The organism is Paenibacillus sp. WLX2291, from assembly GCF_046603665.1.
Classification (GTDB): domain Bacteria; phylum Bacillota; class Bacilli; order Paenibacillales; family Paenibacillaceae; genus Saccharibacillus.
In genome coordinates, this window is record NZ_CP176755.1 from 3,689,461 (window position 1) to 3,713,221 (window position 23,761).

Below are 23,761 nucleotides of genomic sequence, written 5' to 3' on the forward strand. Positions count from 1 at the left end.
AGAGCCCGCAATAGCAGACTCTGGTTTTACTTGATTAAACAATTATCGATATTGATACTAACCTGTAAAGATTATTATTTACGCTTACGGCTGTTTTTGATCAGCGTCATGCGACGGGAGTGTCTCAGCCAGGAGTAATACGATTTCAGATCGCGGAGTTCAATCGTTTCGGACATTTTGCCAAGGAACGTAACCACAATCATTTTGTGCAGCGGGTTGCCAGTCAGATCAAATTCGCCCGGCAGTTCAGCGAATTCTGCCACCACTACGATATCTTCATCAATCAGGTACACATCTTCTTCCTTACGGTAGTACGATACGATGCGATTTTGCTTCAGGCTATCCCACATGAAACCGGCAATATCTTCAATCGGCGTTTGGCCTTTGGCAATCCGGTCGTTGTAACGGCTGATGGCATGATTGGTGATAACGATATCGGCTACTTTCTTTTCCCCGAGCACAACATGAAAAGGTTCATAGGTGCTCCAGCGCTCCATAACTTTGTCTCTCATTCATTACTCACTCCCCATCTTTACAGGTCTTATTACCTAAGTATTTTCCCCTTTATTATCAGTTGTAAATCTTTAGACCTACATTCAGGGGCTTCATTATCATTGTCATTTCCCGACTTGGCGTATATTCTTTAAAATTTTCAGTATGGACCCATTTGGCTAACTTAATGCACTTCTTAATCAGTGCTTGAGTCCCATTAAGCATTATATCGACACTTCCCTACTATCTTTTAACCCATATTTTTAACTTTTTAAAATAATTGCTTATATATTTTTGAATTTTATTACATTTACTTCCTTTTTATTGTAACCGTTTGCCATATCTCCATAAAAAAAAGCGGCCCTGCGGCCGCTAGTATGCTCGTTAATTGCAACGGCACGGCAACATAGAATCATTCCATGCTGCCTGCACCGTGAATACTATAATAAAACCCGCAGATCACAGCCGGATGTTGACGGCCGCTACTCTGCGGTCGTTGCTTAAATGCCGAAAAACTGGGTCGGGTCGGGTACCTTTTTGCTGTACTCGGTCTTGATCTCATTCCGATACGAGCGCTCTACTTTGCGCACATAGGACAATTTGTTTACATTTTTCAAGGTATTCTCTGCCTTGTCAGCATTTACGTACATAACGACATAATGCATACGGCGTGAAATGTAATGCACACAGCCGTACTTTTCCAGATTACGTGCAGACTTGATATCACTCACCCAAATGATATAGCCGATGCGCTCTGGAAATGTCAGTTCTTCTTTTGGCGGAATGTTATCCTCCGCATCCACATGAGCCTCCACTACCGCATCCGCCTCCTTTTGGTAAAGGATCATTACTTGGAACCTTGATCGTCTGGGAAACGGAATGTGCAATCTTCTCCGACATCTCATACAGCATCCGGTCTAGGTTACTCTCGGCTTCGCTAAACCGACGTACCGCCTCAATCCGCTGCATTTCCTCCTGCACTGCCTCCACTTCTTCTCTAGCAGCATGGTAGTTCGGATGGAAATGCCCAAAACGCTGGGTTTCCTCGAAAAGTTCCTTCTTACTATTAAGCTTTATGATCAAACGCTGGACGTCAGGATGCTGCTGCATCCGTTCTTTCCAATATAGATAATTAGCGACTTCGATAGAATTGTTGATCATATCGCCCAGATCATAGGCGCAAAGCAGTACTTCGGCCATGTCAACCGTTCTTGTCTCGGTAACGCTCATGAAGTTCATCCCATTCCTCTATATAATGGACAACGCCTCTCCACGCTGTCTATCCCATCATAGCATAAGCCAAGAACAGATTAGAAGCCCTTTTGTCAAAAACAGGCTATCCATGTGAATCATCCTGCCATCAGCAGGTTAGCTGGCTCCGTTGCTATTCGAGAGCACATCCTCAGTCAAAGAGATCAGAATCTGCGCTGCATTCACCATGGCACGCTCGTCGATATCAAAGCGTGCATGATGATGCGGATACACTGCTCCAGTCTCCGGGTTGCCTGCACCGACGAATATAAAGCAGCCTGGCACCTGCTGTACATAATAAGCAAAGTCCTCAGCAGGCATCATCGGTGGCGTCTGCACCACCTGCTCCTCCGCGAATATCGAGCGTGCCACTCGGAAAAACCGTTCTGTCTCGCCTTCGTGATTAACCAGTGTCGGATATCCCATTAGATATTCGACTTTGGATTCAGCACCGTTCAGCGCACACAGCTGCTCTGCCACTTCGTGAATACGGCGCTTGATCAGCATACGCGTCTGTTCGTCAAAAGCACGTACCGTACCAGTAATTCGGCTCTGTTCCGCAATAACATTCTGTGCTGTACCGCTATTAAATGTACCAACTGTCAGCACAGCGGGATGCAGCGGATTCACATTACGGCTGACGATGGATTGCAGTTGTACGACAAGCTGCGCACCGACTAGAAGGCTGTCCACCGTATCATGCGGCATTCCGCCATGACCGCCTTTTCCAATAACGTCAATAAAGAACTCATCTGTCGATGCCATCACAGGTCCCGGCGCACTGGCAAGTTGACCATATGGAATGGGCGTCCACAGATGCACGCCGTAGATCACATCCACGCCATCCAGCACACCAGCTTCTATCATTTTCAGTGCTCCGCCCGGGCACACTTCCTCACCGGGTTGAAAAATAAAGCGAATCTCACCCTTCAACTGCTCACGGCGCTGGCTAAAATACCGTGCTACTTCCAGTAAGCCTGACGTGTGACCGTCATGACCGCATGCATGCATCACTCCCTGGACCGTGGAAGCATACTCGCAATCCTTCTCATCTTGAATCGGCAGAGCATCCATATCTGCGCGCAGCGCGACTACTTTGCCCGGTTGTGTACCACGAATGACGCCAAGCACGCCGGTATCGCCAACCTGTTCCTTCGTCTCTACACCGAACGAGCGTAGCTTGTCCGCAATAAATGCCATCGTCTCATATTCTTGAAAAGACAGCTCTGGATGACGATGCAAATGCCGCCGCCATTCCACCATTTCCGTTAATCGTTCCTCCCAGTGGTAGTCCCCCATCTGAACTCCATCCTCCTATCCATTGACCGACTCTATTTCTATTCCAATATTTTTGTTTCAATATTGTTCATCAGGTTAAATAAATCTTTAGGCATTATTCTGACTGAAAACGTACCGTTTGTAAAATGCTCTTTTCACAGTAATGATTGACAACGCCAAATATACGTCATTTCCCTCCTGCGAAAGCTTGCACCCTTACGTAAAACGTACTATCATGAGAACATAAACTTAACATAATTTTGCAAACGGTTATCAAGGCTTTATGACTATGTTCCAACGTTTGCAATGCTGACTGGTATCATTGGTTTTTCAATTTACAGAGGGGGGATTTGTACATGAAGAGCAACCATTTACATACTGCTCGACATTCATTGCATGTGTACATATCCGTTCCGTTATCGGGGATACATCATGAATAAGATGAGACAAAACGTTTCACGCTCTAATCAGCCGCAAAGTCTGGCAGACCGTTACCGCAATGGTGGAAACAGTCGCAGCAATGTGCGCAACATTCCAAACCCCGCCCAGCCAGAACGCAAAGTGCTGAAGCAGGGCGCACCGGATTTTCAATTATTGGTGCTTACACTCGTATTAGTAGGCTTTGGTATTCTAATGGTATTCAGTGCGAGTTCGAGTCTAACTTTTACAAGTAAATCATTCAATTACGATTCAATGTACTTCACCAAAAAACACCTCATGTTCGCTGTCATTGGACTGATCGGTATGTTTTTTGCGATGAAGGCACATTACAGCAAATATAAAAAGTGGTTTGCACCGTTCTTCTTGTTTACGATTTTCCTGTTGGTCGTTGTACTGATTGCAGGTTCGCACATCAACGGTGCGCGCAGTTGGATCAAAATCGGCGGGCTCTCGTTACAACCCGGCGAATTTGCCAAGCTGGCGGTCATTCTCTATCTGTCCGCATTGATTGCCAAAAAGGGCGAGAAATTCCGTGATCTGCGCTCCGGTTATATTCCGGTTATGTTCATTGTCGGTCTGGTTGCTGGTCTGATCATGTTACAGCCCGATCTAGGTACGTGTATGATTCTGGTAGCAACTGCCGGTCTGATCATCTATGTCGGTGGCGCGAGCATGAAGCATATTCTAGGCTCACTGCTGCTGCTAGTATTAGCAATGGCGCTAGTGCTTGGTGGTAAGGCACTACTCAGTCATGATAGCGATCAAGCTTCTTCTTCCAATTATCGAGCAGATCGGATTCAGACATTCCTTGATCCATTTACCGATCCACAGGGAGCAGGGTATAACCTGATCCAATCCTTGACCGCCATCGGTCAGGGTGGATTTACCGGTTCTGGATTTGGTCAAAGTATTCAAAAGCTGCATTATCTACCGAACCCGTATAATGACTTTATTTTCTCCGTTATCGGTGAGGAATTTGGCTTTGTCGGTACAACATTGTTCCTTTTGATCTATGCTTACTTTATTATCAGAGGTGTATGGATTGCACTCCGTTGCCCGGATATATTCGGAACGCTCGTTGGTGTCGGTATTATGGGACTGTTTGCGATTCAGGCATTTATTAATATCGGCGGTGTTACCAATACGATTCCATTAACAGGTGTTCCGCTGCCATTCATCAGTTACGGTGGTACCTCGTTGATGGTTATGATGGTTAGCATGGGGATTATGCTCAGTATCTCGCGCGAAACGAATCGGGCGTTGGCAGAACAGAAATCGTCCGGCAACGAACGTACCACTCGCCGACAATCGATCTCCATGCGGATGAAATAAGGACAGCATGATTGATCTTGAGATTACAACAAAAAAGGAACAGCAGGATTCTTCTGCTGTTCCTTTTTTATTCTTACTTTACTTTTTTGTTCACACTTTGCCCTTTTCATAGACTTTACCTTGTTTTATAGCACTTTGAAATGATTACCTGTGCCTTTTAGCTTGTCGATCTCAACCAGTTCATCCTTGAAGGCGACACCTTCCACCTTTACATTGACTTCAACGACCTTGAGTCCGGTCAGATTCTCTACCGCTTCGCGAACATTCTGCTGAAGCATCCGGCAGACTTCATGAATCGGCGTTTCATACAGGACGATAATACGTAGATCAATCGCAGCTTCTAGCTGTCCAACCTCTACGGTTACGCCTTTCTGCACGTTTTTGCCACTCAGACGTTTAGCAAAGCCTTCCGACAAACCGCCAGACATAGCAGCGATTCCCGGAGTTTCCAGTGCGGCCATGCCTGCTACTTTGGCTACGACATCATCAGCTATTTTTATAGTGCCCATCTCTAATTGTAATGATTCGGTCATGCCCATCCTCCTCTGGATTTGAACAACTACATTGCATATACTATAAGCTCAAATCGCATAATGACTACACCTCTATTTTATTGCATCCAGCGCGTATATTCAAAATTAAAATTTCATCATCATATTCTACTATCCTCAAAACGTTTACTTTGCCATGTATATTGGGTATATTGTTTAAGAATTTACATAGTGAGGTGGCAATATGAAAAAGCATTTATCTACCATTCTGCTTGCAATTTTCTTCGTACTCAGCGCCATCGCCCATTATGCCGGCTTCAATCCAGTCATCCAGTTCGTGTTCTCGGCGATTGCCGTCGTGCTGGTTGCCGGATTCCTTGGACGCGCCACTGAAAGTGTTGCCCATTATGCCGGTCAGCGGCTGGGCGGATTTCTGAATGCGACGTTTGGCAATGCGGCGGAATTGATCATCGCGATCATGCTGTTGCGTGAAGGATTGTACGATATGGTCAAAGCGAGTCTGACTGGTTCAATTATCGGGAACCTGTTGCTCGTGCTCGGACTGAGTATTTTTGCAGGCGGCTTGAAGCACAAAGTGCAGAACTTCAATGTGGCACTGGCGAATATGAACGGTTCCTTAATGATCGTGGCGGTCATTGCCCTGTTCGTTCCCGCTCTGTTCCTGAACACGCATTCGATCACGCATACCCAAGTGAATATGCTGAGTCTGATCGTAGCGGGATTGCTCATCCTCGCGTATATCGCTTGGCTAATTTTCTCCATGGTAACGCACAAAAATTATCTAGCTGATGTGAAGACGCCGAAGGGTGACGGCACAGAGGAACACGAAGAAGAACCGGCGTGGAGCAAAGGTCGCTCCATTCTGTATCTGTTGATTGCTACTGTAATGACTGCATTTGTCAGCGAGTGGCTCGTCGGCACGCTGGAGACATTTACAGAAAGCTTTGGCTTCAGTGAGCTGTTTGTCGGAGCATTTGTCGTAGCGATCATTGGTAATGCCGCCGAGCATAGCGCTGCAATCTTGCTAGCGATGAAAAACAAAATCGGCGCCTCTGTCGAAATTGCTGTCGGCAGTAGCTTGCAAATTGCCTTGTTCGTTGCACCCGTACTGATCTTCGTTAGCTTCTTCCTTGGCAATACGATGGATATCGTATTTACTACACTGGAGCTAGTGGCGATTCTGGTCTCGGTTTTTATCGCCAAATCGATCATTCAGGACGGTTCTACCAATTGGTATGAAGGTACATTGCTTATGGTCGTGTATATCATTCTCGGCGTATCGTTCTATATGGTCTGAATACTCCAATGTCGCGTTACCAATAAAACCACATGTGTAACAACCGAATACGCAACAAAAAATGCCTGTACTCCAACACTGGGGTACAGGCATCTCTATGTGATTCACAGTTCCTACTCAGCAGACTGTGTCTTATTATTCATCGCTTCATACAGGACTGACAAATTGCGTTCCAGGCTACTAATCAACTGTTTTCCTACAGGTTCGGACACTAGACCTGCACGAATCGCAAAATCGACTTCCTTGGAAAAACCGTACACCTGTGTATCCAGCACTTCCTCATAGAGAGGACAATACCGGGTGTCCAGATTCTCCATCTGGATTTCAATCAACTTTTCAATTTTATATGCATCTTCTTGCAGAAGATTTAATGCTTTTATATTCAACTGCTCTTGCAGATCAGATGAAGTCATGTTCTTCCCCCCTATGTTCAAGAACTCTCGGCCATTACTACTCCTAATATTAGACGAAATCCGAGGGCAATACAAGAACCTCACGCGAAATCGAAAGATAATATCTTATATTTGAAATAATAGCTTACCGCCCATTCTGCCCCTACACAGAAAAATGCTGCCTTTCCATCGAAAGGCAGCATCTTAGCAATTCTTAATTGTCGGCAAGCTTAACGCTCAGACCATGTTTTTCAAAAGCGGCAGTCACTGCTGCTTTGGCAGCCTCTTCGTCTGGACCATGAACATGCAGTTCATAATCATGATTCGCTACCAGTGTAGTGAACAGTCCAAGGATACTTTTCACATCGATAAATTTCGTTTCATATTGCAGAACGATCGATGATGTAAACTGGCCCGCAGTCTGGGCAATCTCTACCACTGCCGCATTGTTTGTATTGCTTGTTGCCATAATAATCCCTCCTACCGTCTGGTTATGCTGTAAACAAGTTTTCCATACCATCATAAATGAATACGCTTTCTTATGCAACTGCTTTCTTGCGCCTGTCATATGAAAAAGAGGATATATGTGCAGGCACCTGAAAATCGCGTCCCTGCTACATATATACCCCTTTTTGTTGTAAACTTGACCGCCGGAATCGCATTATATTGCGGCGATGATTATCTACGTAAACGCATCTTTATTTCAGGTTATCCGGGTTAAGTGCTTCCAGTTCTGGGATCACGAAGATACCATCCTTACGAATCAGCACATCATCAAAGTAAATCTCGCCGCCACCATACTCTGGACGCTGGATCAATACCAGATCCCAGTGAATGGAGGAACGGTTGCCATTGTCAGTCTCTTCATACGCCTGACCCGGCGTGAAGTGGAAGCTGCCTGCGATCTTCTCGTCAAACAGAATATCATTCATCGGATGCAGAATATGCGGGTTGAAGCCGATTGCGAATTCGCCGATATAACGCGCGCCTTCATCGGAATCCAGAATATTGTTCAGCTTGTCTGTATCATTGCTGGTCGCTTCGACAATTTGACCTTTTTCAAAGCGGAAGCTGACATTTTCAAAGCTGGTGCCGTTGTACACTGTCGGTGTGTTGTACGTGATGATACCGTTGATCGAATCGCGTACCGGTGCGCTGAATACTTCGCCATCTGGAATATTACGATGACCGGAGCATTTTTTGGCGCCGATGTCTTTGATCGAAAATGTCAGATCGGTATTCGGTGCAACGAGACGCACTTTGTCTGTACGCTCCATCAGTTGTTGGAGTGCATCTTGGGCTTTGTCCATTTTGGCATAGTCCAGATTACATACATCAAAGTAGAAGTCTTCAAATGCTTCGGTGCTCATGCCTGCCAATTGTGCCATGCTCGCGTTTGGATAGCGCAGCACAACCCATTTCGTATGCTTAACACGCTGCTCGCTATGTACCACATGCTGATACAGGCGATTGTACAGCTTTTGTTTGTCATCGGGAACGTCAGACAGGTCGTTGATGTTCTCACCTGCGCGGATGCCGATATAGCCCTGCATTTGCTTCATACGCTCGAGATCCAGCGCTGCCCATGTGCGCAGACTGTCTTCGGTAGCATTGATCAGCATAGCGCGTTGCACTTTGCGGTCAGTCAGCTGTACAAATACATTGCCTCCGCGTGCTCCAACTTCATGAATGACAGCATTCAGCAGATCGCGCTCGGTGCCGATCATCTCTACCAGCACGTTTTCGCCGGGTTGTACATCAATGGAATACTGAACCAGATTTCTGGCAAGTACTTTTACTCTAGGGTCCTGCATGCTATATCTTCCTCTCCTTGTTTTTGAACAACGGTTAATTATTCACCGATAAGTGTACCACGATGTTCCGCGAATTGTCTTGAATGTGAGGAATATTTATGTAGAAATCATTTTGATGATTATATCATCGGAAGTTTATGAAGATACAGGCATACATGTTTTGAACAACAAACCGTTTGTACTGGAATGATCGTTTACATACAAATAAAACCGTCACTCATGCTCTCAAGAGCATAAATGACGGCTTATTGTATTGCAGTTGTACATATCCATTTCAGAACATATTCAGCACTCAGTCCAGATGCATGGGAGCGCCACGTATTCACCGGTGCTATGACTCCATCCGCTGTACCGAATCTGCTAATTCATGCACAGATCAGTGTGGGATTGTGCTTTTCAGTGTACTTGGAAGTTATTCATTATGCTCGCAAGCTGGAATCCACACATACCTGATCACGTCCACTGTTCTTCGCCTGATACAAGGCGCGGTCGGCGCGGTAGAACAGCGATTCAACGCTGACCTCTTTATCCTTCCAGTTCCAGTCGGCGATGCCACATGATACGGTAACATGTGGATCGGTTTCCTCCGAAACTGCAATGCGAATCCGTTCAGCGATGAACTGGGCACGTCCTTTATCCACCTGTGGGAAATACACTGCCAGTTCTTCGCCACCCCAGCGGGCTGCAATATCACCATCACGAATCTGCTGCTGCACAACCCGGCTCACTTGCTTGAGCACCTCATCACCAGTCTGGTGACCAAACGTATCGTTGACCGCTTTGAATTTGTCGATATCGACCATCAGCAGCGAGCCGCTATAGGTCGCATTTTGATAGTTTTTGATCGACTCGTCCAGATAACGGCGCTGATACAATCCAGTCAGCGCATCTTTGCTCGCCATTCGGCTTAACTCCGCATGCAGCGCAGCATTGGATACTGCCAGACCGATATGCGTCGTAATGACCTGCAATAGCTTGAAGTTATCATACGAGAAATAATGTCTGTCTTTGTGACCGAGATAGATCGCTCCATTCACTTCACCGCCGCCCATCATTGGCGAAGCGATTAAGGAACAGGCACCCGATTCACGCATGAAGATGGATTCTGTATTATGCTCATTGCAATAATCGGACAAAATGATCGGTTCGCGATTACGGTAAATGACACCGCTCAAGCCTTCATTTTTGTCGACCACTCCGCCTTCGAGTGATTGCACATTACCATCCATCACTTCAAAGCAATCTGTGTCCGGATTCAAATACAATACCAATACATAATCCGCTTTGAAAATACGCAATAACTCTTCTGCGGCAAATTTAAAAATCTGCTTGAGCTGCAAATTCTGATTGAGTCTGCGCGAGATGTCATTGATCAGACGCAAATCCTCATTCATCATTTTGGACTGCTCGTACAACTTGGCATTCTCAAACGTACGTCCGGCAGCTTCCGCAATCACGACCATCAGTTCCAAATCTTCCTCTTCGAGTGGCACTTCGGATAGCAAATGGAATACGCCATATACGCCCTGTTTGCCCATCAGCGGGATCGCCGTTTCCATCTGGTCAGACGTACCTTCCGCTTGTGCATGTACCTCAATCGCCACTTCGCCGGTCGTAAATGCGCGTACGCACATATCTTCCTGTGGATTTTGCAATTGTAGCAATCGCACACGCGGATTACTGTTCTCGCTATCCTGAGCAACCAGCAGTTCAAAGCGCACTTGTGGATACATATGATCCACAATATCGAATAGCTCACTAATCAGCTCTTGAATGTCGAACTTGTCATACATACGCTGAATCACTTGAAATAACACGGAACGACGCTGAGCTTCACGCTCCACCACAGTTGCGGAATACAACATATCCGCTACATACGTATATTCAAATCGTTTATAAAATAACGATGTATAAAACATACTCAGCATTTGCATCTCGCCAGTCGTCAATGGATGCGACGGCGGACTGATACAACCAAGCAGTGCAAAACATTCCTGATGATTGCGCGTGTATAGCGGTGCTACGGTTACAACCGAATCAGCAAGTGTATGCTTGCTTTCGTACTTGATCCGTTCACTAAATGGCGCATGATTGAGCAGCGCCTGAGCTGCCGTATGCTGCACAACCGCACGCAAAGGCTCTTCCAGATCGGCGGCTGCGACGATCATTCTGCGCTCATGATTTAGCAAGAACCAGCGTGCTTTACCGACTTGCGGCAGTACACGATTTTGCTGGAGCCAGTCTGTTAGCCCTTCCTCCAGCAGCGGTTCAATATGCGGGAAATCGGAGGCTGTAATATCGACTTTTTGCAGCCAGAACGACTCGTCCGCGATTGGCACTACCGGATAAGAGGTTAATTTATCTTCAGTACGCCAGTTTTGCGCAGGCGAGTTCCACGAATTGTTTGACATAAAAGCCTCCCCAATTTCTACCCTTGATGGCAGCACGGTGCTGCTCCATTGCCTATTCTCTCCTATTATGCAGACCGTTCGGATCGGCACAGTATTCGCTCGTTTTACAATCATAACAGGGTTTTGTTATATACATAAGCAACTTTATCATTTATATCGGCAGCAACGCGCAAAATATCAATAAATAATTAACCAAAATCATTGACTTTGCTGTTTTGGATACGATATAATTTATCCTTGATGAAGAATGGATAGATTCTGATTTGGGCGTAACGTTGTTTCACCCTCACGCGTTTTGTTGCTGATTGGACAGCGGCTGAACTCTTCGATCAGTAGTGAGGCATTTCTATCCGGCCCCACGACAAACAAAACGCGGCAACATGAATCAAAGACCCAAAGCCCCGATATTAACCAAAACTATATTGAATTCAAAGGAGCTTGCTATAAATGGCACGTTACACTGGTCCTAAATTTAAATTAAGCCGTCGCGTAGGTATTTCCCTGAGCGGCACTGGTAAAGAATTGAAACGCCCTTTCCCACCGGGACAACACGGTCCTAACCAACGCAGAAAAATGAGCAACTACGGTATGCAGTTGCAAGAAAAACAAAAACTGCGTTTCATGTACGGTCTGGGTGAAAAACAATTCGCAACCCTGTTCAACAAAGCACAAAAACTGCCGGGTATCGCTGGTGAGAACTTCCTGTTCCTGCTGGAAAGCCGTCTGGACAACCTCGTTTACCGCATCGGTTTTGCTAACAGCCGTCCAGGTGCACGTCAACTGGTTTCCCACGGTCACGTTACAGTAAACGGTAAAAAAGTCGACATCGCTTCTTACGCTGTAAAACCAGGCGATGTTATCGGTCTTCGTGAAAGAAGCCGTGGCCTGAGCTCTGTTAAAGAAGCTCTGGAAAACCGTAATCATCTGGTAGCTTACGTTGAATACAACGAAGCAGCAGTTGAAGGTAAATATGTTCGTCTGCCTGAGCGCGCTGAGCTGACTCAAGACATCGACGAAAGACAAATCGTTGAGTGGTACAACCGTTAATCTTAACGAATATCAAACCGCTGGATTCCTTCCAGCGGTTTTTTTATATATTTTTTACACATATGGCGTTACACATGTATGTGCACGTACACGTACAAATAATACAAAAACACTGCTATACATAGTTAGATGTATAGCAGTGTTTTGTTTGTTGTTCATTTTTTTTTTACTTTTCACTTTTTACGTATAGTTATATTGTTTATGAAATAAGCTTTGTTGAATCAGTTGAATCCGAGGTTAATGAATCGTTGGGTTTGGTAGTCGTTCCATCAGTATCTTCAGTATCCAGATGCTCGTGATGTCCATCAGGATTCATTTCTGTTGATTGTTCAACTGCGACTACTTCCGGTGTAACTTCAGTTTGGAAACGGGCAATCAGTTCATTCAGTGAATCGGCTACCGTATGCAGTGATTGCGCAGACGATTCCAGACGATCCAAGGATTCCAATTGTTCGCTTGAACGTGTTGTAGCTGTACCTGCTTTTTGCGCAGTACTGCGGGCGATGTCCGCCAGATTCTCCAGCGAAGCTGTAACTTCCTCTGCTCCGGCAGACATTTGCTCCGAAGCGGACGATACTTCTTGAATTTCGGTCGACATCTGCTCTACATCGCTCTTAATATCGTTAAACAGAAGGCTCGTTTCTTCCAATGAAGCCATCCCTTTCGTTACGCGACTGGCTCCATTCTCCATGCCTGCGAGTACGATTGCTGTTTCTTCCTGCATAGCGGTAATTTGTGTTGTGATCATACGCGTTGATTCTGCCACGCTAGTCGACAAGTTACTAATCTCAGCAGCAACAACGCCAAAGCCACGTCCCGCTTCTCCTGCTCGTGCTGCTTCAATCGAAGCATTCAGTGCCAATAACGTAGTCTGCTTGTTAATGCCTTGAATAACATCGATAATACCGTTGATCTGTTGCGCACGTTCATGCAGGGAACGCGCCATTTTGCCACCTTCGTCCATTACGAGCTTGGCGGAATCAATCTGACGGACAGCCTTATGCAGCTGCTCATTACCAGTCTGTGTTTTCTGTTCCATTTGCTGAGCAGCATCGGCTACTTCCTGAATGGATTCGGCGATTCGTTGAACGCCAACCGCCATTTCTTCCATCGCTGTTGTACTTTCGTCAGTCGCTTGCAACTGGGTAGCGGAGCCATGTTCCATTTGCTCCAGTTCTTCTACATTGTTACGTGCTACGATCGCATTACGTCTGGATTCTTCCGCTACACCTGCTGCGGTTGCCTGAATCGCTACCGATTGATCATTCAGATGACGCAAGATGGATGATGTGGAATCCAGAATACGATTAAACTCAGTTGCCATCTGACCAAATTCATCACGTCGCTGTACTTGCAAACGATCAGAGTAATCTCCTGCTGCCATACGGCGGCTCATATGAACAACCTTTTTGATCTCGCGCGTCATACCGAGATTGTTCCACAAAATAGCAGCTGCTAGTACGATCAAGCTAATACCACCAATAATCAGCAACGTATTCAGCATTTCTTTTGCCGGTTCCTGAATTTCCGATTCCGACAAAATAATTCCTGTTTTCCAGCCTGTATCGCTCAATGTCTGGAAGTATAACGTATAATGTCCTCCACCGAGCACCAGCGGTACATGACCATTCTGCTGCTGCATGACCGTAGATAGTGAACCTTTGTTATCATTGTCGACACCTTCAATCGCTTGATCCGCAGTGATACCCTGCTGACTGCTAGCGAGTACATGACCTGTACGATCCAGCAGTAACGTATGTCCCACTTCGCCGATATCCATGTTGTTCACGTAATCCTGAATACTGCTAATGCTAAAATCAGCAGTCGCTACACCGATCGCCTGACCGTCACTATTGCGAATCGTTTTGCCAGCGGTGATCATCTTGATCTTGCTCTCTTGATCCAGCTCAGGCTCAGTATAGTAAATTTTGTCCCAGTTATTCAGTGTGCCAGTATACCATGGTTTATTCAAATAATCATAAGAAGCATCATCATAATCAAAACTCGCTGTAATATTGTCACCATTACGCGATGCATATACAGAATGATACGTCTTACCATCGTCAAACGCATCAGATGCGAAAAATAGCCCCGTGCCATGAGTAAGCTTGTTTAGCATCGTCCACCGCTCAGTCAAAGCAGCATATTCATCCATCGTCATGCCTTTGGCAATCTGACCAGCTGCATCCGCCAGCGAGGAAGCAACGAGTGAGTTACGCGAAACCTGCTCGGTAATGTTCGAGCTAACTCCATTCAATGTACTATTGGCAGTATGTCCCATCTCTTCGTTCAATTTCTGTTTGGCGAACTGATATGCCAGCAGGCTAATCAGCACAACAACAATCAACACAATAGGCAACAATGTGCTTAATGTGCGGGCTTGAATACTTCTAAACTGTAATCGTCGCAAAATAATCGGGTCTCCTCTATACCATATGTAGTGAGTCAAATGCACATCACAATCTATATATATCGGTCGGAACTCCTAATTTGTGTAGGTTTTCACGGAACTTTCTGTCATTTCATGTCTAATAAAGTAGGACTTTGGATGGAAAAGATGATCAATTCGTATATAGCGGCATTCGTAATACATTCGGTATAACCAAAAGCAGGCAGACTCTTTCTTCTATTAGGAGAGAAAAAGTCTGCCTGCTTGTGTATACGATATGATTGTTTGTCGATACATCATTGCGTATAGCGACCCAGTAATATACTCGCCGCTACCATCTACTCATCTGCCTACAGTTGCGTATGCTGTCATACCTGAACATATTTCTGCTTCTGTATTTAGACTTATTTCTACTGCTATAGTTGAACTGGTTTATACTCCTGTACCTAGCTTGTTTACATTGTACGGAATTGGCTAATGATGCCGTTCAGCTTCACACTAACGTCTGCAAGATCATCGGTATTAGCATTCAGGCTATCCAGCGATTGTAGTTGATTTTGCGAATTGGTTAACGCTGTGTCCGCATAGGTAGTAGTGGAACGAGCAATATCGGCAAGTTGTCCGAGCGATGCACTGATCTGCTCTGAACCAGCAGACATTTGCTGTGAAGCCGAAGATACCTCCTGCACCTCATCCGCAACCCGGCTAATATCAGCGCGAATCGTAGCAAAACGCTGCTTGATCTCATCTAAAATAACCAGTCCAGCATCCACCTCTCGGTTGCCTTCTTCGACACCATGCAATGCTGATTGCGTGTCTGTCTGCATTTCGCCAATCTGAGCAGTAATGAATATTTTATTATTTCTTTTTATTTCATTCTTACAGGAAGCAATACACAGTAAAAAGCGCCTCCTGAATTAGGAGACGCTTCGTTCAAAGGTAGCTGTTAGGACAATGTCAGTTTGGCAAATTTGCGTTTGCCGACTTGTACGATATCCCCTTCAGCCGGTGTAATCTGCGCATTCACATCGTCCACTTTTTCTTCATTGATCTTCACAGCACCTTGCTGAATGCTGCGACGTGCATCGCTTTTGGAAGCAGCAAAGCCGAGGTGACTGATCAGATCGATCAAGCCAATGGTACCATCTGTCAGTTGAGCGGCTTCAATCGTCGCTTCCTGAATATCATCCGGCAAAGCACGCTGTTGGAAAACGGTAATAAAATGATTTTTTGCCGCTTCTGCTGCTGCTTCATCATGATACATACGTACAAACGTGTACGCCAAATTCATTTTGGCATCGCGCGGATGCACGCTACCGTCCACAAGACCTTTTTTCAGTGTGTCGAGTTGTTCATTGCTAATGTCGGTTGCCAGCTCGTAGTACTTCGCCATCAGCTCATCTGGAATGCTCATCGCTTTGCCGTAGATTTCGTTGGCAGCTTCGTCGATTCCGATGTAGTTGCCCAGACTTTTACTCATTTTCTGAACGCCATCCAGACCTTCCAGCAGTGGCAGAGTGATAACGATCTGCTGCTCTTTGCCGTATTCCTTTTGCAGCGTACGACCCATCAGTACGTTAAACGTCTGATCCGTACCCCCCAGCTCAATATCACTTTCCAGCGCAACCGAATCCATACCTTGCATTAATGGGTAGAAAAATTCATGAATGCTAATAGGCAATCCATTCTGGAAACGCTTGGTAAAGTCATCACGCTCCATAATGCGCGCTACCGTTACTTTGGCAGCCAGATTAACCACTTCGGCAAAGTTCATCGGGCTGAGCCATTCGGAGTTGAAGTATACGGTCGTTTTGTCAGGGTCTAGAATTTTGCTAATTTGTTTCTGGTACGTCTCAGCATTGGCTTTGACCTGCTCTTCGGTCAGCTGCTTACGAGTTTCCGATTTACCGGTTGGATCACCGATACGTCCGGTAAAGTCACCGATCAGCAATTGCACCACATGACCAAGCTCTTGAAACTGGCGCAGCTTTTGCAGAACAACGGTATGACCGACATGGATGTCTGGCGCGGACGGGTCAAGACCGAGTTTAATTTTGAGCGGTGTATTGGTCAGTAATGATTTGATAATTTTGTTGCGCAGTCCGTCTTCCGGTATGATCTCTACGGTACCGCGTTTGATAACTTCTAGCTGGCGATTGACTTCCGCCTGTTGTTCCGGAGTTAATTCTTCCCATTTTGCCATTATAAAAATCCTCTCTGTGCTATAAATTGAACCTGTCTGCCGGCGGTTCGCCTCTCCCTTTGTGGATCACGACATACAAAAAAGACCTGTCGCCCCAACAAAGGGACGAGCCAGGTCTCGCGTTACCACCCTAATTAGAATCGTCATCATATTCTGCATAGCAGTATATGTCACCATTCTCACTTCATTACCATAACGGAATGGATATTCCGGCTCGGCTTGCTCTGTGATCACTGTATTCTCCGCCAAGATGGCAAAGGATGCAGTTCACTGGGAGTACCGAACAGCTCCAGACGTGTAATTCAAAGGAAGACCACTACCGGTTTGCACCAACCACCGGCTCTCTGCAAGGGTTCTCTCCGCTTCTACTGCGCGTCTTTCCAAGCTTTTGTTATATTATGCTGTACTGAAAAAGATATTCCTTTTTATATCATATCCATGTCAGCAAGTCAATGCAAAGGAGACGGACTAATTGCCTATCGCCATTTATCGGTCGGAAGAAACTGATTGCTGACTCGTATTTTGTGCTATAATAGTGGCTGGTAAAAGGGGGAAATATCATGGCTGAAAAGAAGGACAATCGTCCGACTAAAAAACCTGCCAAGCCTTCCGGCGGCCGTTCCTGGGGACGCAAGATCTGGTTATCCTTTAAATGGATGATGATCTTCGGCATCACGGTTTGCCTGTTTGGTGGGGGACTTATGCTGGGCTACGTCTCTTCCATTGTAAAAGACGAACCGGTGCGTTCACGAGAGCAAATTGTGAAGGCGATTGATGAGAATGCCGTTACCGGATTCGCTTACTTTAGTGATGCTTCTCCGATAGGACAGTTGCGCACCGAAGAAGATCGGCGTCTGGTCACGTATGATCAGATTCCAAAAACCGTTATTGATGCCATTATATCCATAGAAGATAACCGTTTCTACGAACATATGGGTGTGGATATGAGCGGTACACTACGTGCCGTCAAACAAAAAGTGCTGAATGAATCGGTTCAGACCGGCGGCAGTACACTCACCCAGCAGTTGGCAAGACGGGTATTTTTGAGTGCGGACAAAACGAATGACCGCAAAATCAAGGAAATGTTGCTGTCGATGCGAATTGAACGCTTTCTCACCAAAAACGAAATATTGACCGCTTATTTGAACAAAATGCCATTTGGTAAAGGCTCAAATGGCTACAATATTTTTGGAATCAAAGCAGCCGCCAAGGGCATCTTCGGGGTAAACGATCCGCTGGATCTGAATATTGCCGAATCTGCGTATATCGCCGGTTTGCCCCAACTGCCAAGTGCCTACTCGGCATTCAGCAGCGGCGGCAAATTCAATGAAGAAGGCTTCAACCGCGCTGTACAGCGCCAACAACTAGTACTAAAACGAATGAAAGATCTTGGCAAGATTACGAACAGCCAGTATACCGAAGCACTGGCATTTGATATCAAAGGCGCACTTGCCAAGCCGACCGCCAAAGCGTATTCTACCTATCCATATCTGATGATGGAAGTAGAACGTCAGGGTGCACAGGTTGTAATGAAAATGGAAAATCCAGATCTGGACACATCCAAGCTATCAACGGAGGAATACAATACGTTATTCGAAGAATCACGGCAAAAGCTGTTGACCGGCGGATACCGTGTATACACGACCATCAACAAAACGATCTACAATACGATGCATGAAGTTGCCGAAGATAGCAGCAACTTCTCACCAGATAGCTCCACCAAAGGCAAGGAACAAACCGCAGCTATGATGATCAATCACAAAACTGGGGCAATCCTTGGTATGATCGAAGGACGTAGCTTCCAAGAAGAACAGATGAACTATGCAACCCAGATGACTCGTCAACCGGGTTCGGCGATGAAGCCGATTGCCGCTTATCTGCCTGGACTGGATAGCGGTGTCGTTCAACCAGCTAGTGTGCTGGATGATGCACCAATTATTTTAAAAGACGGCAGCAAAGGCTTCCATATTCCGGGCAATGCCAATGGACGTTATCAAGGTCTAGTGACAGCACGGACAGCGCTCAATGAATCGCTGAATCTGCCAGCACTGAAGATCTTTATCAACAAAGTTGGTATCGACAAAGCATGGGCATTTGCCAAAAAGCTCGGTATTACTACGATTCAAGATGCAGACTACTCGGCTCAAACCGGTGTACTCGGCGGTCTGAAATACGGGGTTACAGTAGAGGAATTAACGAACGCGTACGGTTCTATTCCGAACAAAGGTGTATTCAACGATGCGTATATGATCACCAAAATCGTTGACCCTTATGGCAAAACCGTATATCAACACGAAGCCAATCCACAGCGCGTCTATTCGCAGCAAACAGCTTTTCTGATGACGGATATGCTACGTACCGTTATCTCCGCTTCGGATGGTACAGGACGCTCGCTGCAAAGTCTATTTAACAAATACGGCAAGATTCCAATCGCCGGCAAAACAGGCACCACGCAAAATTATGCAGATGTCTGGTTTATGGGCTTCACCCCGGATGTGACGTTGGGCGTCTGGGCAGGTTACCGCGAACCGGTTAATACCCTGTCCGAAGACGGCAAAAAGCGCGCGCGTACGATCTGGGCAACCATTATGAACAAAGTAACTGACCGCGAGCCGAAGCTGTTCAAGACCGATTCGTTCAGCAGACCGGACGGTATTGTTAGTCAGACGGTATCAGGTTATAGCGGGAAGCTTCCAACGAGTGCGACACGCGCTTCTGGCAAGCTGGTTACCGATTTGTTCAATAGCAAATATGTACCAAAAGACTTCGATGATGGCGTATCGTATGCCAAATACATCACCTACAACGGAGTCAATTATATTCCGCAGGACAGCACACCAAACGATATGGTAAGTCAGCGTACGGTAGTGAAGCGGGAAATGCCAATTTCTCAGCTGATCAAAGACCTACAAAATGCACTGTCCAAAATGAGCGGAACGAAGTACTCGCTCAGTCATTACCTGCCGGAAGATGCTGGTGCCGATGCACCAACACAAGTCGATCCAAGGCGAGATGACGGCAATGCACCATCTTCGCCAAGTAATGTACGCTTGTCGGTCAATGGTGGCAGTGCGAATATTACCTTTAACGGAAGTGGTTCAAACGATGTCGTCGGCTACCGTCTATACCGTTCTAGCGGCGACGGATCGTATCAATATCAGAAATCCGGTCAACTTGGTACGGGAAGCTTCAGCTCTAGCGTTTCTGGCAACGGTGATACGTCGTTCTATGTGACGGCAGTCGACGTAGGCGGACACGAATCCGCACCAAGCGAAGCCGCTGGTTATAGCGCCATTCCAGACCCGATCATTCCAGAAAATGAACAAGGCGTTCCGGGTGGCAGCGAACTAGGCTCTGGCTCCGATACAAACAATGACGATGGGGGAACTGGCGCACCGGGTACACCATCCGGCGTGAGCGTCCAGCCTGCCGATGGTGGCGCAGCCAATGTGAGCTGGTCTGCTCCATCACAAACAACGACCGGGTATCGGATCTATTTCAGCCACAATAGTGGTGGTCCGTACAGTCTAGTCGGCAATGTACCGGACACCTCGTATCAGTACAATATCGGAACCAAGGTAAGCGGCTGGTTCTACGTCGTCGCCGTCAATGGCGATCTGGCGTCCAACCCGTCGTCGCCGGTTCAGATTAAGCAGTAAGTATAATGTAGCGCAGTTTGCTCATTTAGTTTAAAGTTAAAAACACCCTCGCAACCTGAGCAATCAAGTTGCGGGGGTGTTTTGTGTGTGGTGGTGGGCGCGTTGTGATGGTGGGCGCGTTGTGATGGTGGGCGCGTTGTGATGGTGGGCGCGTTGTGATGGTGGGCGCGTTGTGATGGTGGGCGCGTTGTGATGGTGGGCGCGTTGTGATGGTGGGCGCGTTGTGATGGTGGGCGCAAAAAGAGCAGATATCCTAAAGGATACCTGCTCTTTTTTATACAAAATCGCTCGGAAGATGTGGTTGTTAATCCAACGAGCAGCGTGCTCCAGCTGAAATTACATCTTCCTCACCTATTCGGTTCTTGTTGTTGCAAATACCAGAATTTCATCTTTCTGCTTGGCAAATACCGCTCTCGCAGAAAGCAACTGTATATTAGCCGTTTGGTTGGTTCACAGACAAACGCAAAATCGTTTCATGCGGCAAAATGACACGGGAGTTATCTACGTTTTCTTTTTTCATCAATTTGGTCAGCAAACGCATTGCGACAGCACCAAGATCATACATCGGTTGTGCAACGGTAGTCAGTTGCGGACGTACCATGGATGCTAGACGGATGTTATCAACGGAAATGACGGAGAAATCATCCGGCACTTTCAGACCTTCGTCTTGAATGCTATGAATTGCGCCGATTGCCATTTCGTCAGTAGCAGCAAAAATAGCAGTTGGGCGCTTTTTCAGACCGATGAAATATTTCATTGCTTCCACACCAGATTCATAACGGTAGTTGCCGATACGTACCCAGTCTTCTTTGTACTCGATATTAGCAGCTTCAAGCGCTTTTTTGTAGCCTTGGAAGCGTGCGTAACCGTTTGCCGGATCTTGCAGTGTACCGCTGATCATAGCGATCTCACGGTGACCATGACGGATTAGCGTGTTTACTGCATCAAATGCTGCTTGTTCGTGATCGATATCAACCGAAGGAATCAGACCTTCTTCATCGCGTGTTGCGCACAATACGATCGGAACAGCCGCCGTCTGAAACGCTTGGAGATGATCCTCCGTTACAGTACCACCCATGAACAACAGACCGTCCACCTGCTTCTCCAGCAATGTGTTCACGACACGGATTTCTTTTTCCTTCTTCTTATCGGCATTACAAAGGATGATGTTGTAATGATACATATTGGCGATATCCTCGATACCACGGGCGATTTCCGCAAAAATCGAATTGGAAATATCGGGAATGACCACACCAACAGTTGTTGTTTTTTTGCTTGCCAGACCACGAGCTACAGCATTCGGACGATAGCCCAGACGCTCGATCGCTTCGTATACCTTTTTACGGGTTTGTGGCTTTACATTTGGATTGTTGTTGACTACGCGGGATACGGTAGCCATTGAGACGCCAGCTTCGCGTGCTACATCGTAAATAGTTACTGTCACGTTCCTTCTCTCCATTATCAATAAATTTTCGTTACATTTTCAAAAGTTTTCTAAACTTTTCATTTACATTCATAATACGCTAAATCATTAGCCTATGCAATCATATGCGCAGTATTTAAGAGAGCGCTTCACGCAATGCACTTGCCGTAATGCGTGAATGAGACGTATCCCAGACCGGCGCGCCATCTTTAATTAAAATCACTTGCGGCGATTCATGTTTGACGTGTAATGTATCCGCAGCTGCCAGCGATACATCGCGATTTTCCACCACATAGATCAGGCTATAATCCACATCCTCGCTCGGTTGTTCGTTCAAATACGATTGGAATTGCTGATATGCACCTGCACTGATGGGACAACGAGTACTATGTTTGAAGACAAGAAGCGGCTTTTGTGCGGTATGATCCAGAGCTTCATTCAGTTGTTCTATCGTTTTCAGTTCGTTCACATTTGCCATTACCCACACATCCCCTTTTGTTGTATTAAATGTAAGAACGTTTTCATAATTAACTATCATAAGTATCTTATCAAAAACAGGCTGAAAAATCTATTTTTTTGTCAATGTTAACGCTTTTTTCGGACTTTATGGGCAAATGTAAGTTTCATGGGATTTTCAGAATGTCGGGGTTGGGAGTCCGCTGCGGGAGTGGGAAATGAGTTTGGGCTTGGGTGAAGGGTGGAGTTTTTATGATGGAAGGAAAGAGGGCGGTAAAAACTCCACCCTTCAAAGGCGCCCAAACTCATTTTCCCACTCCCTCCGCTCCTTGCAAGCCCCGTCTCTGGGGCGGGGGGAGCAGGTTAGGGATTAGGGATTAGAGATTGCGGATTTAGAGGGTTGGTTTTTTTGATTTGGATTCGTATGTACTTGGATACCTCTACAATTATATACTTGGGTATTTGCGCATTTAAATACTTGGTCGTTTCAATATTTGGTATTTTAGGGGATTTAATTTTAGAGATTTAGGATGGGTATTTTGAACGGTATAGGGGAATTTGTTACAATGGGCAGTGTAAATGAATAGGAATAGACGGAGAAAGGGTGATCAATAGATGAGGTTGGCGGGTAAGAAGGTTATTGCGCTGGTGGATGAGGAATTTGAGGATTTGGAGTTGTGGGTGCCGGTGTATCGGGTGCGTGAGGAAGGTGCGGAAGTGCATCTGGCTGGTGCAGAGAAGGGTAAGAAGTATATTGGCAAGTATGGCGTGCCTGCGGAAGCGGAGTATAGTTTTGATGAGCTGAATAGCAGTGATTACGATGGTATTCTGGTGCCGGGTGGTTGGGCGCCGGATAAATTGCGTCGCTATCCGAAGGTGCTGGAGCTGGTGCGCGATCTGCATGAGGCGCGGAAGCCGATTGGGCAGATTTGTCATGCAGGTTGGGTATTGATCTCGGCGAAGATTCTGGATGGTGTGACTGTGACGTCCACGCCGGGTATTCGAGACGATATGGAAAATGCTGGGGCGATCTGGAAGGACGAAGCGGTTGTTGTGGATGGGCATATTATTTCTGCGCGTCGTCCGCCAGATTTGCCGCCGTATGGTAAAGCGTTCTGTGATGCGTTGGCTAATCAATAAAAGGATAGGATGTTACGGCTATCATTTGAAACGAGAATTGTAGTCGTAGCGCATCGTTCTCGTCGTTTACGTGAACCAAACGAATAGCCCAGTCTGTAGATTCCTCTACAGGCTGGGCTATTTATACATGATCTACACCATTATGGGCTGGTTGATTTCCTAACCAATCGCATTTGGCATGTATATGATAACAGGTAGTTACTGATGGATGATGTGAACGAACA

The 23,761-nt window shown here is 46.2% G+C and carries 19 protein-coding genes and 1 other annotated feature; of the genes, 5 read left to right on the top strand and 14 right to left on the bottom strand.

The window, feature by feature from the left end; genetic code table 11:
* Positions 1–74: 74 nt before the first annotated feature.
* The 4 genes from ACDE64_RS15760 to ACDE64_RS15775 form a co-directional block, all read right to left on the bottom strand.
* Positions 75–512 carry a hypothetical protein gene (locus ACDE64_RS15760; protein WP_411343087.1) on the bottom strand — a complete coding sequence of 146 codons (438 nt, stop codon included), beginning with the start codon at positions 510–512 and terminating at the stop codon, positions 75–77.
* Between the two features lie 480 nt (positions 513–992).
* A complete protein-coding gene (locus ACDE64_RS15765; protein ID WP_411343088.1) occupies positions 993–1,307 on the bottom strand; it encodes a YlbG family protein in 315 nt (104 codons plus the stop codon).
* Entirely contained in the window at positions 1,279–1,722 is a 444-nt protein-coding gene (locus ACDE64_RS15770) for a YlbF family regulator (protein WP_411347445.1), read from the bottom strand. The genes ACDE64_RS15765 and ACDE64_RS15770 overlap by 29 nt, the downstream gene beginning before the upstream one ends.
* Positions 1,723–1,860: 138 nt before the next feature.
* Positions 1,861–3,042, bottom strand: a complete 1,182-nt coding sequence (locus ACDE64_RS15775; RefSeq protein WP_411347446.1) for a M20 metallopeptidase family protein — start codon at positions 3,040–3,042, stop codon at positions 1,861–1,863.
* Positions 3,043–3,453: 411 nt separating this feature from the next.
* Here ACDE64_RS15775 and ftsW point away from each other — a divergent pair, with 411 nt between their 5' ends.
* Entirely contained in the window at positions 3,454–4,794 is a 1,341-nt protein-coding gene (gene ftsW, locus ACDE64_RS15780; RefSeq protein WP_411343091.1) for a putative lipid II flippase FtsW, read from the top strand.
* 125 nt (positions 4,795–4,919) lie between these two features.
* Here the strand turns inward: ftsW and ACDE64_RS15785 are convergent, their stop codons facing one another.
* The gene (locus ACDE64_RS15785; RefSeq protein WP_411343092.1) at positions 4,920–5,327 is read right to left on the bottom strand and encodes an Asp23/Gls24 family envelope stress response protein; all 408 of its coding nucleotides are present in this window, start codon (positions 5,325–5,327) and stop codon (positions 4,920–4,922) included.
* Positions 5,328–5,529: 202 nt separating this feature from the next.
* Here ACDE64_RS15785 and cax point away from each other — a divergent pair, with 202 nt between their 5' ends.
* Entirely contained in the window at positions 5,530–6,603 is a 1,074-nt protein-coding gene (gene cax, locus ACDE64_RS15790) for a calcium/proton exchanger (RefSeq protein ID WP_411347447.1), read from the top strand.
* 113 nt (positions 6,604–6,716) lie between these two features.
* On the opposite strand, the gene ACDE64_RS15795 is transcribed toward cax, so the two are convergent.
* From ACDE64_RS15795 to ACDE64_RS15810, 4 genes are all read right to left on the bottom strand, one after another.
* Complete coding sequence (locus ACDE64_RS15795) at positions 6,717–7,016, bottom strand: DUF1507 family protein (protein WP_411343094.1); 300 nt, start codon at positions 7,014–7,016, stop codon at positions 6,717–6,719.
* A gap of 193 nt (positions 7,017–7,209) precedes the next feature.
* A complete protein-coding gene (locus ACDE64_RS15800) occupies positions 7,210–7,464 on the bottom strand; it encodes an HPr family phosphocarrier protein (protein ID WP_411343095.1) in 255 nt (84 codons plus the stop codon).
* A gap of 229 nt (positions 7,465–7,693) precedes the next feature.
* Positions 7,694–8,809 carry an aminopeptidase gene (locus ACDE64_RS15805; protein ID WP_411343096.1) on the bottom strand — a complete coding sequence of 372 codons (1,116 nt, stop codon included), beginning with the start codon at positions 8,807–8,809 and terminating at the stop codon, positions 7,694–7,696.
* Positions 8,810–9,228: 419 nt separating this feature from the next.
* Positions 9,229–11,220 (bottom strand): sensor domain-containing diguanylate cyclase, encoded by a 1,992-nt coding sequence (locus ACDE64_RS15810; RefSeq protein WP_411347448.1) that lies wholly within the window; start codon positions 11,218–11,220, stop codon positions 9,229–9,231.
* Positions 11,221–11,667: 447 nt separating this feature from the next.
* Between ACDE64_RS15810 and rpsD the strand changes: the two genes are divergently transcribed.
* On the top strand, positions 11,668–12,267 hold the full coding sequence (rpsD, locus tag ACDE64_RS15815; RefSeq protein ID WP_411343098.1) for a 30S ribosomal protein S4: 600 nt from the start codon (positions 11,668–11,670) through the stop codon (positions 12,265–12,267).
* 199 nt (positions 12,268–12,466) lie between these two features.
* Here rpsD and ACDE64_RS15820 read toward each other — a convergent pair whose 3' ends face one another.
* The 3 genes from ACDE64_RS15820 to tyrS form a co-directional block, all read right to left on the bottom strand.
* A complete protein-coding gene (locus ACDE64_RS15820; protein WP_411347449.1) occupies positions 12,467–14,677 on the bottom strand; it encodes a methyl-accepting chemotaxis protein in 2,211 nt (736 codons plus the stop codon).
* 434 nt (positions 14,678–15,111) lie between these two features.
* Entirely contained in the window at positions 15,112–15,555 is a 444-nt protein-coding gene (locus tag ACDE64_RS15825) for a methyl-accepting chemotaxis protein (protein WP_411350316.1), read from the bottom strand.
* A gap of 47 nt (positions 15,556–15,602) precedes the next feature.
* Positions 15,603–16,859: a tyrosine--tRNA ligase gene (tyrS, locus tag ACDE64_RS15830; protein WP_411343101.1), complete on the bottom strand. Its 1,257-nt coding sequence runs from the start codon at positions 16,857–16,859 to the stop codon at positions 15,603–15,605.
* A gap of 98 nt (positions 16,860–16,957) precedes the next feature.
* Positions 16,958–17,251, bottom strand: a binding site (T-box leader).
* 168 nt (positions 17,252–17,419) lie between these two features.
* On the opposite strand from tyrS, the gene ACDE64_RS15835 reads away from it, so the two are divergent.
* The gene (locus tag ACDE64_RS15835) at positions 17,420–20,518 is read left to right on the top strand and encodes a transglycosylase domain-containing protein (RefSeq protein WP_411347450.1); all 3,099 of its coding nucleotides are present in this window, start codon (positions 17,420–17,422) and stop codon (positions 20,516–20,518) included.
* A gap of 433 nt (positions 20,519–20,951) precedes the next feature.
* On the opposite strand, the gene ccpA is transcribed toward ACDE64_RS15835, so the two are convergent.
* Together ccpA and ytxJ are read right to left on the bottom strand one after the other, a co-directional pair.
* A complete protein-coding gene (gene ccpA, locus ACDE64_RS15840) occupies positions 20,952–21,962 on the bottom strand; it encodes a catabolite control protein A (RefSeq protein ID WP_411343103.1) in 1,011 nt (336 codons plus the stop codon).
* Between the two features lie 115 nt (positions 21,963–22,077).
* Positions 22,078–22,419 carry a bacillithiol system redox-active protein YtxJ gene (ytxJ, locus tag ACDE64_RS15845; RefSeq protein ID WP_411347451.1) on the bottom strand — a complete coding sequence of 114 codons (342 nt, stop codon included), beginning with the start codon at positions 22,417–22,419 and terminating at the stop codon, positions 22,078–22,080.
* 593 nt (positions 22,420–23,012) lie between these two features.
* Here ytxJ and ACDE64_RS15850 point away from each other — a divergent pair.
* Entirely contained in the window at positions 23,013–23,537 is a 525-nt protein-coding gene (locus tag ACDE64_RS15850; RefSeq protein ID WP_411343105.1) for a type 1 glutamine amidotransferase domain-containing protein, read from the top strand.
* The last annotated feature ends 224 nt before the right edge of the window (positions 23,538–23,761 follow it).

What these genes read in the sequence shown, in the direction of transcription:
- ACDE64_RS15760 (WP_411343087.1), bottom strand. Translation starts at nt 512, where the DNA reads ATGAGAGACAAAGTTATGGAGCGCTGGAGCACCTATGAACCTTTTCAT.
- ACDE64_RS15770 (WP_411347445.1), bottom strand. Translation starts at nt 1,722, where the DNA reads ATGAGCGTTACCGAGACAAGAACGGTTGACATGGCCGAAGTACTGCTT.
- ACDE64_RS15775 (WP_411347446.1), bottom strand. Translation starts at nt 3,042, where the DNA reads ATGGGGGACTACCACTGGGAGGAACGATTAACGGAAATGGTGGAATGG.
- ftsW (WP_411343091.1), top strand. Translation starts at nt 3,454, where the DNA reads ATGAATAAGATGAGACAAAACGTTTCACGCTCTAATCAGCCGCAAAGT.
- ACDE64_RS15785 (WP_411343092.1), bottom strand. Translation starts at nt 5,327, where the DNA reads ATGACCGAATCATTACAATTAGAGATGGGCACTATAAAAATAGCTGAT.
- cax (WP_411347447.1), top strand. Translation starts at nt 5,530, where the DNA reads ATGAAAAAGCATTTATCTACCATTCTGCTTGCAATTTTCTTCGTACTC.
- ACDE64_RS15795 (WP_411343094.1), bottom strand. Translation starts at nt 7,016, where the DNA reads ATGACTTCATCTGATCTGCAAGAGCAGTTGAATATAAAAGCATTAAAT.
- ACDE64_RS15800 (WP_411343095.1), bottom strand. Translation starts at nt 7,464, where the DNA reads ATGGCAACAAGCAATACAAACAATGCGGCAGTGGTAGAGATTGCCCAG.
- ACDE64_RS15805 (WP_411343096.1), bottom strand. Translation starts at nt 8,809, where the DNA reads ATGCAGGACCCTAGAGTAAAAGTACTTGCCAGAAATCTGGTTCAGTAT.
- ACDE64_RS15810 (WP_411347448.1), bottom strand. Translation starts at nt 11,220, where the DNA reads ATGTCAAACAATTCGTGGAACTCGCCTGCGCAAAACTGGCGTACTGAA.
- rpsD (WP_411343098.1), top strand. Translation starts at nt 11,668, where the DNA reads ATGGCACGTTACACTGGTCCTAAATTTAAATTAAGCCGTCGCGTAGGT.
- tyrS (WP_411343101.1), bottom strand. Translation starts at nt 16,859, where the DNA reads ATGGCAAAATGGGAAGAATTAACTCCGGAACAACAGGCGGAAGTCAAT.
- ACDE64_RS15835 (WP_411347450.1), top strand. Translation starts at nt 17,420, where the DNA reads ATGGCTGAAAAGAAGGACAATCGTCCGACTAAAAAACCTGCCAAGCCT.
- ytxJ (WP_411347451.1), bottom strand. Translation starts at nt 22,419, where the DNA reads ATGGCAAATGTGAACGAACTGAAAACGATAGAACAACTGAATGAAGCT.
- ACDE64_RS15850 (WP_411343105.1), top strand. Translation starts at nt 23,013, where the DNA reads ATGAGGTTGGCGGGTAAGAAGGTTATTGCGCTGGTGGATGAGGAATTT.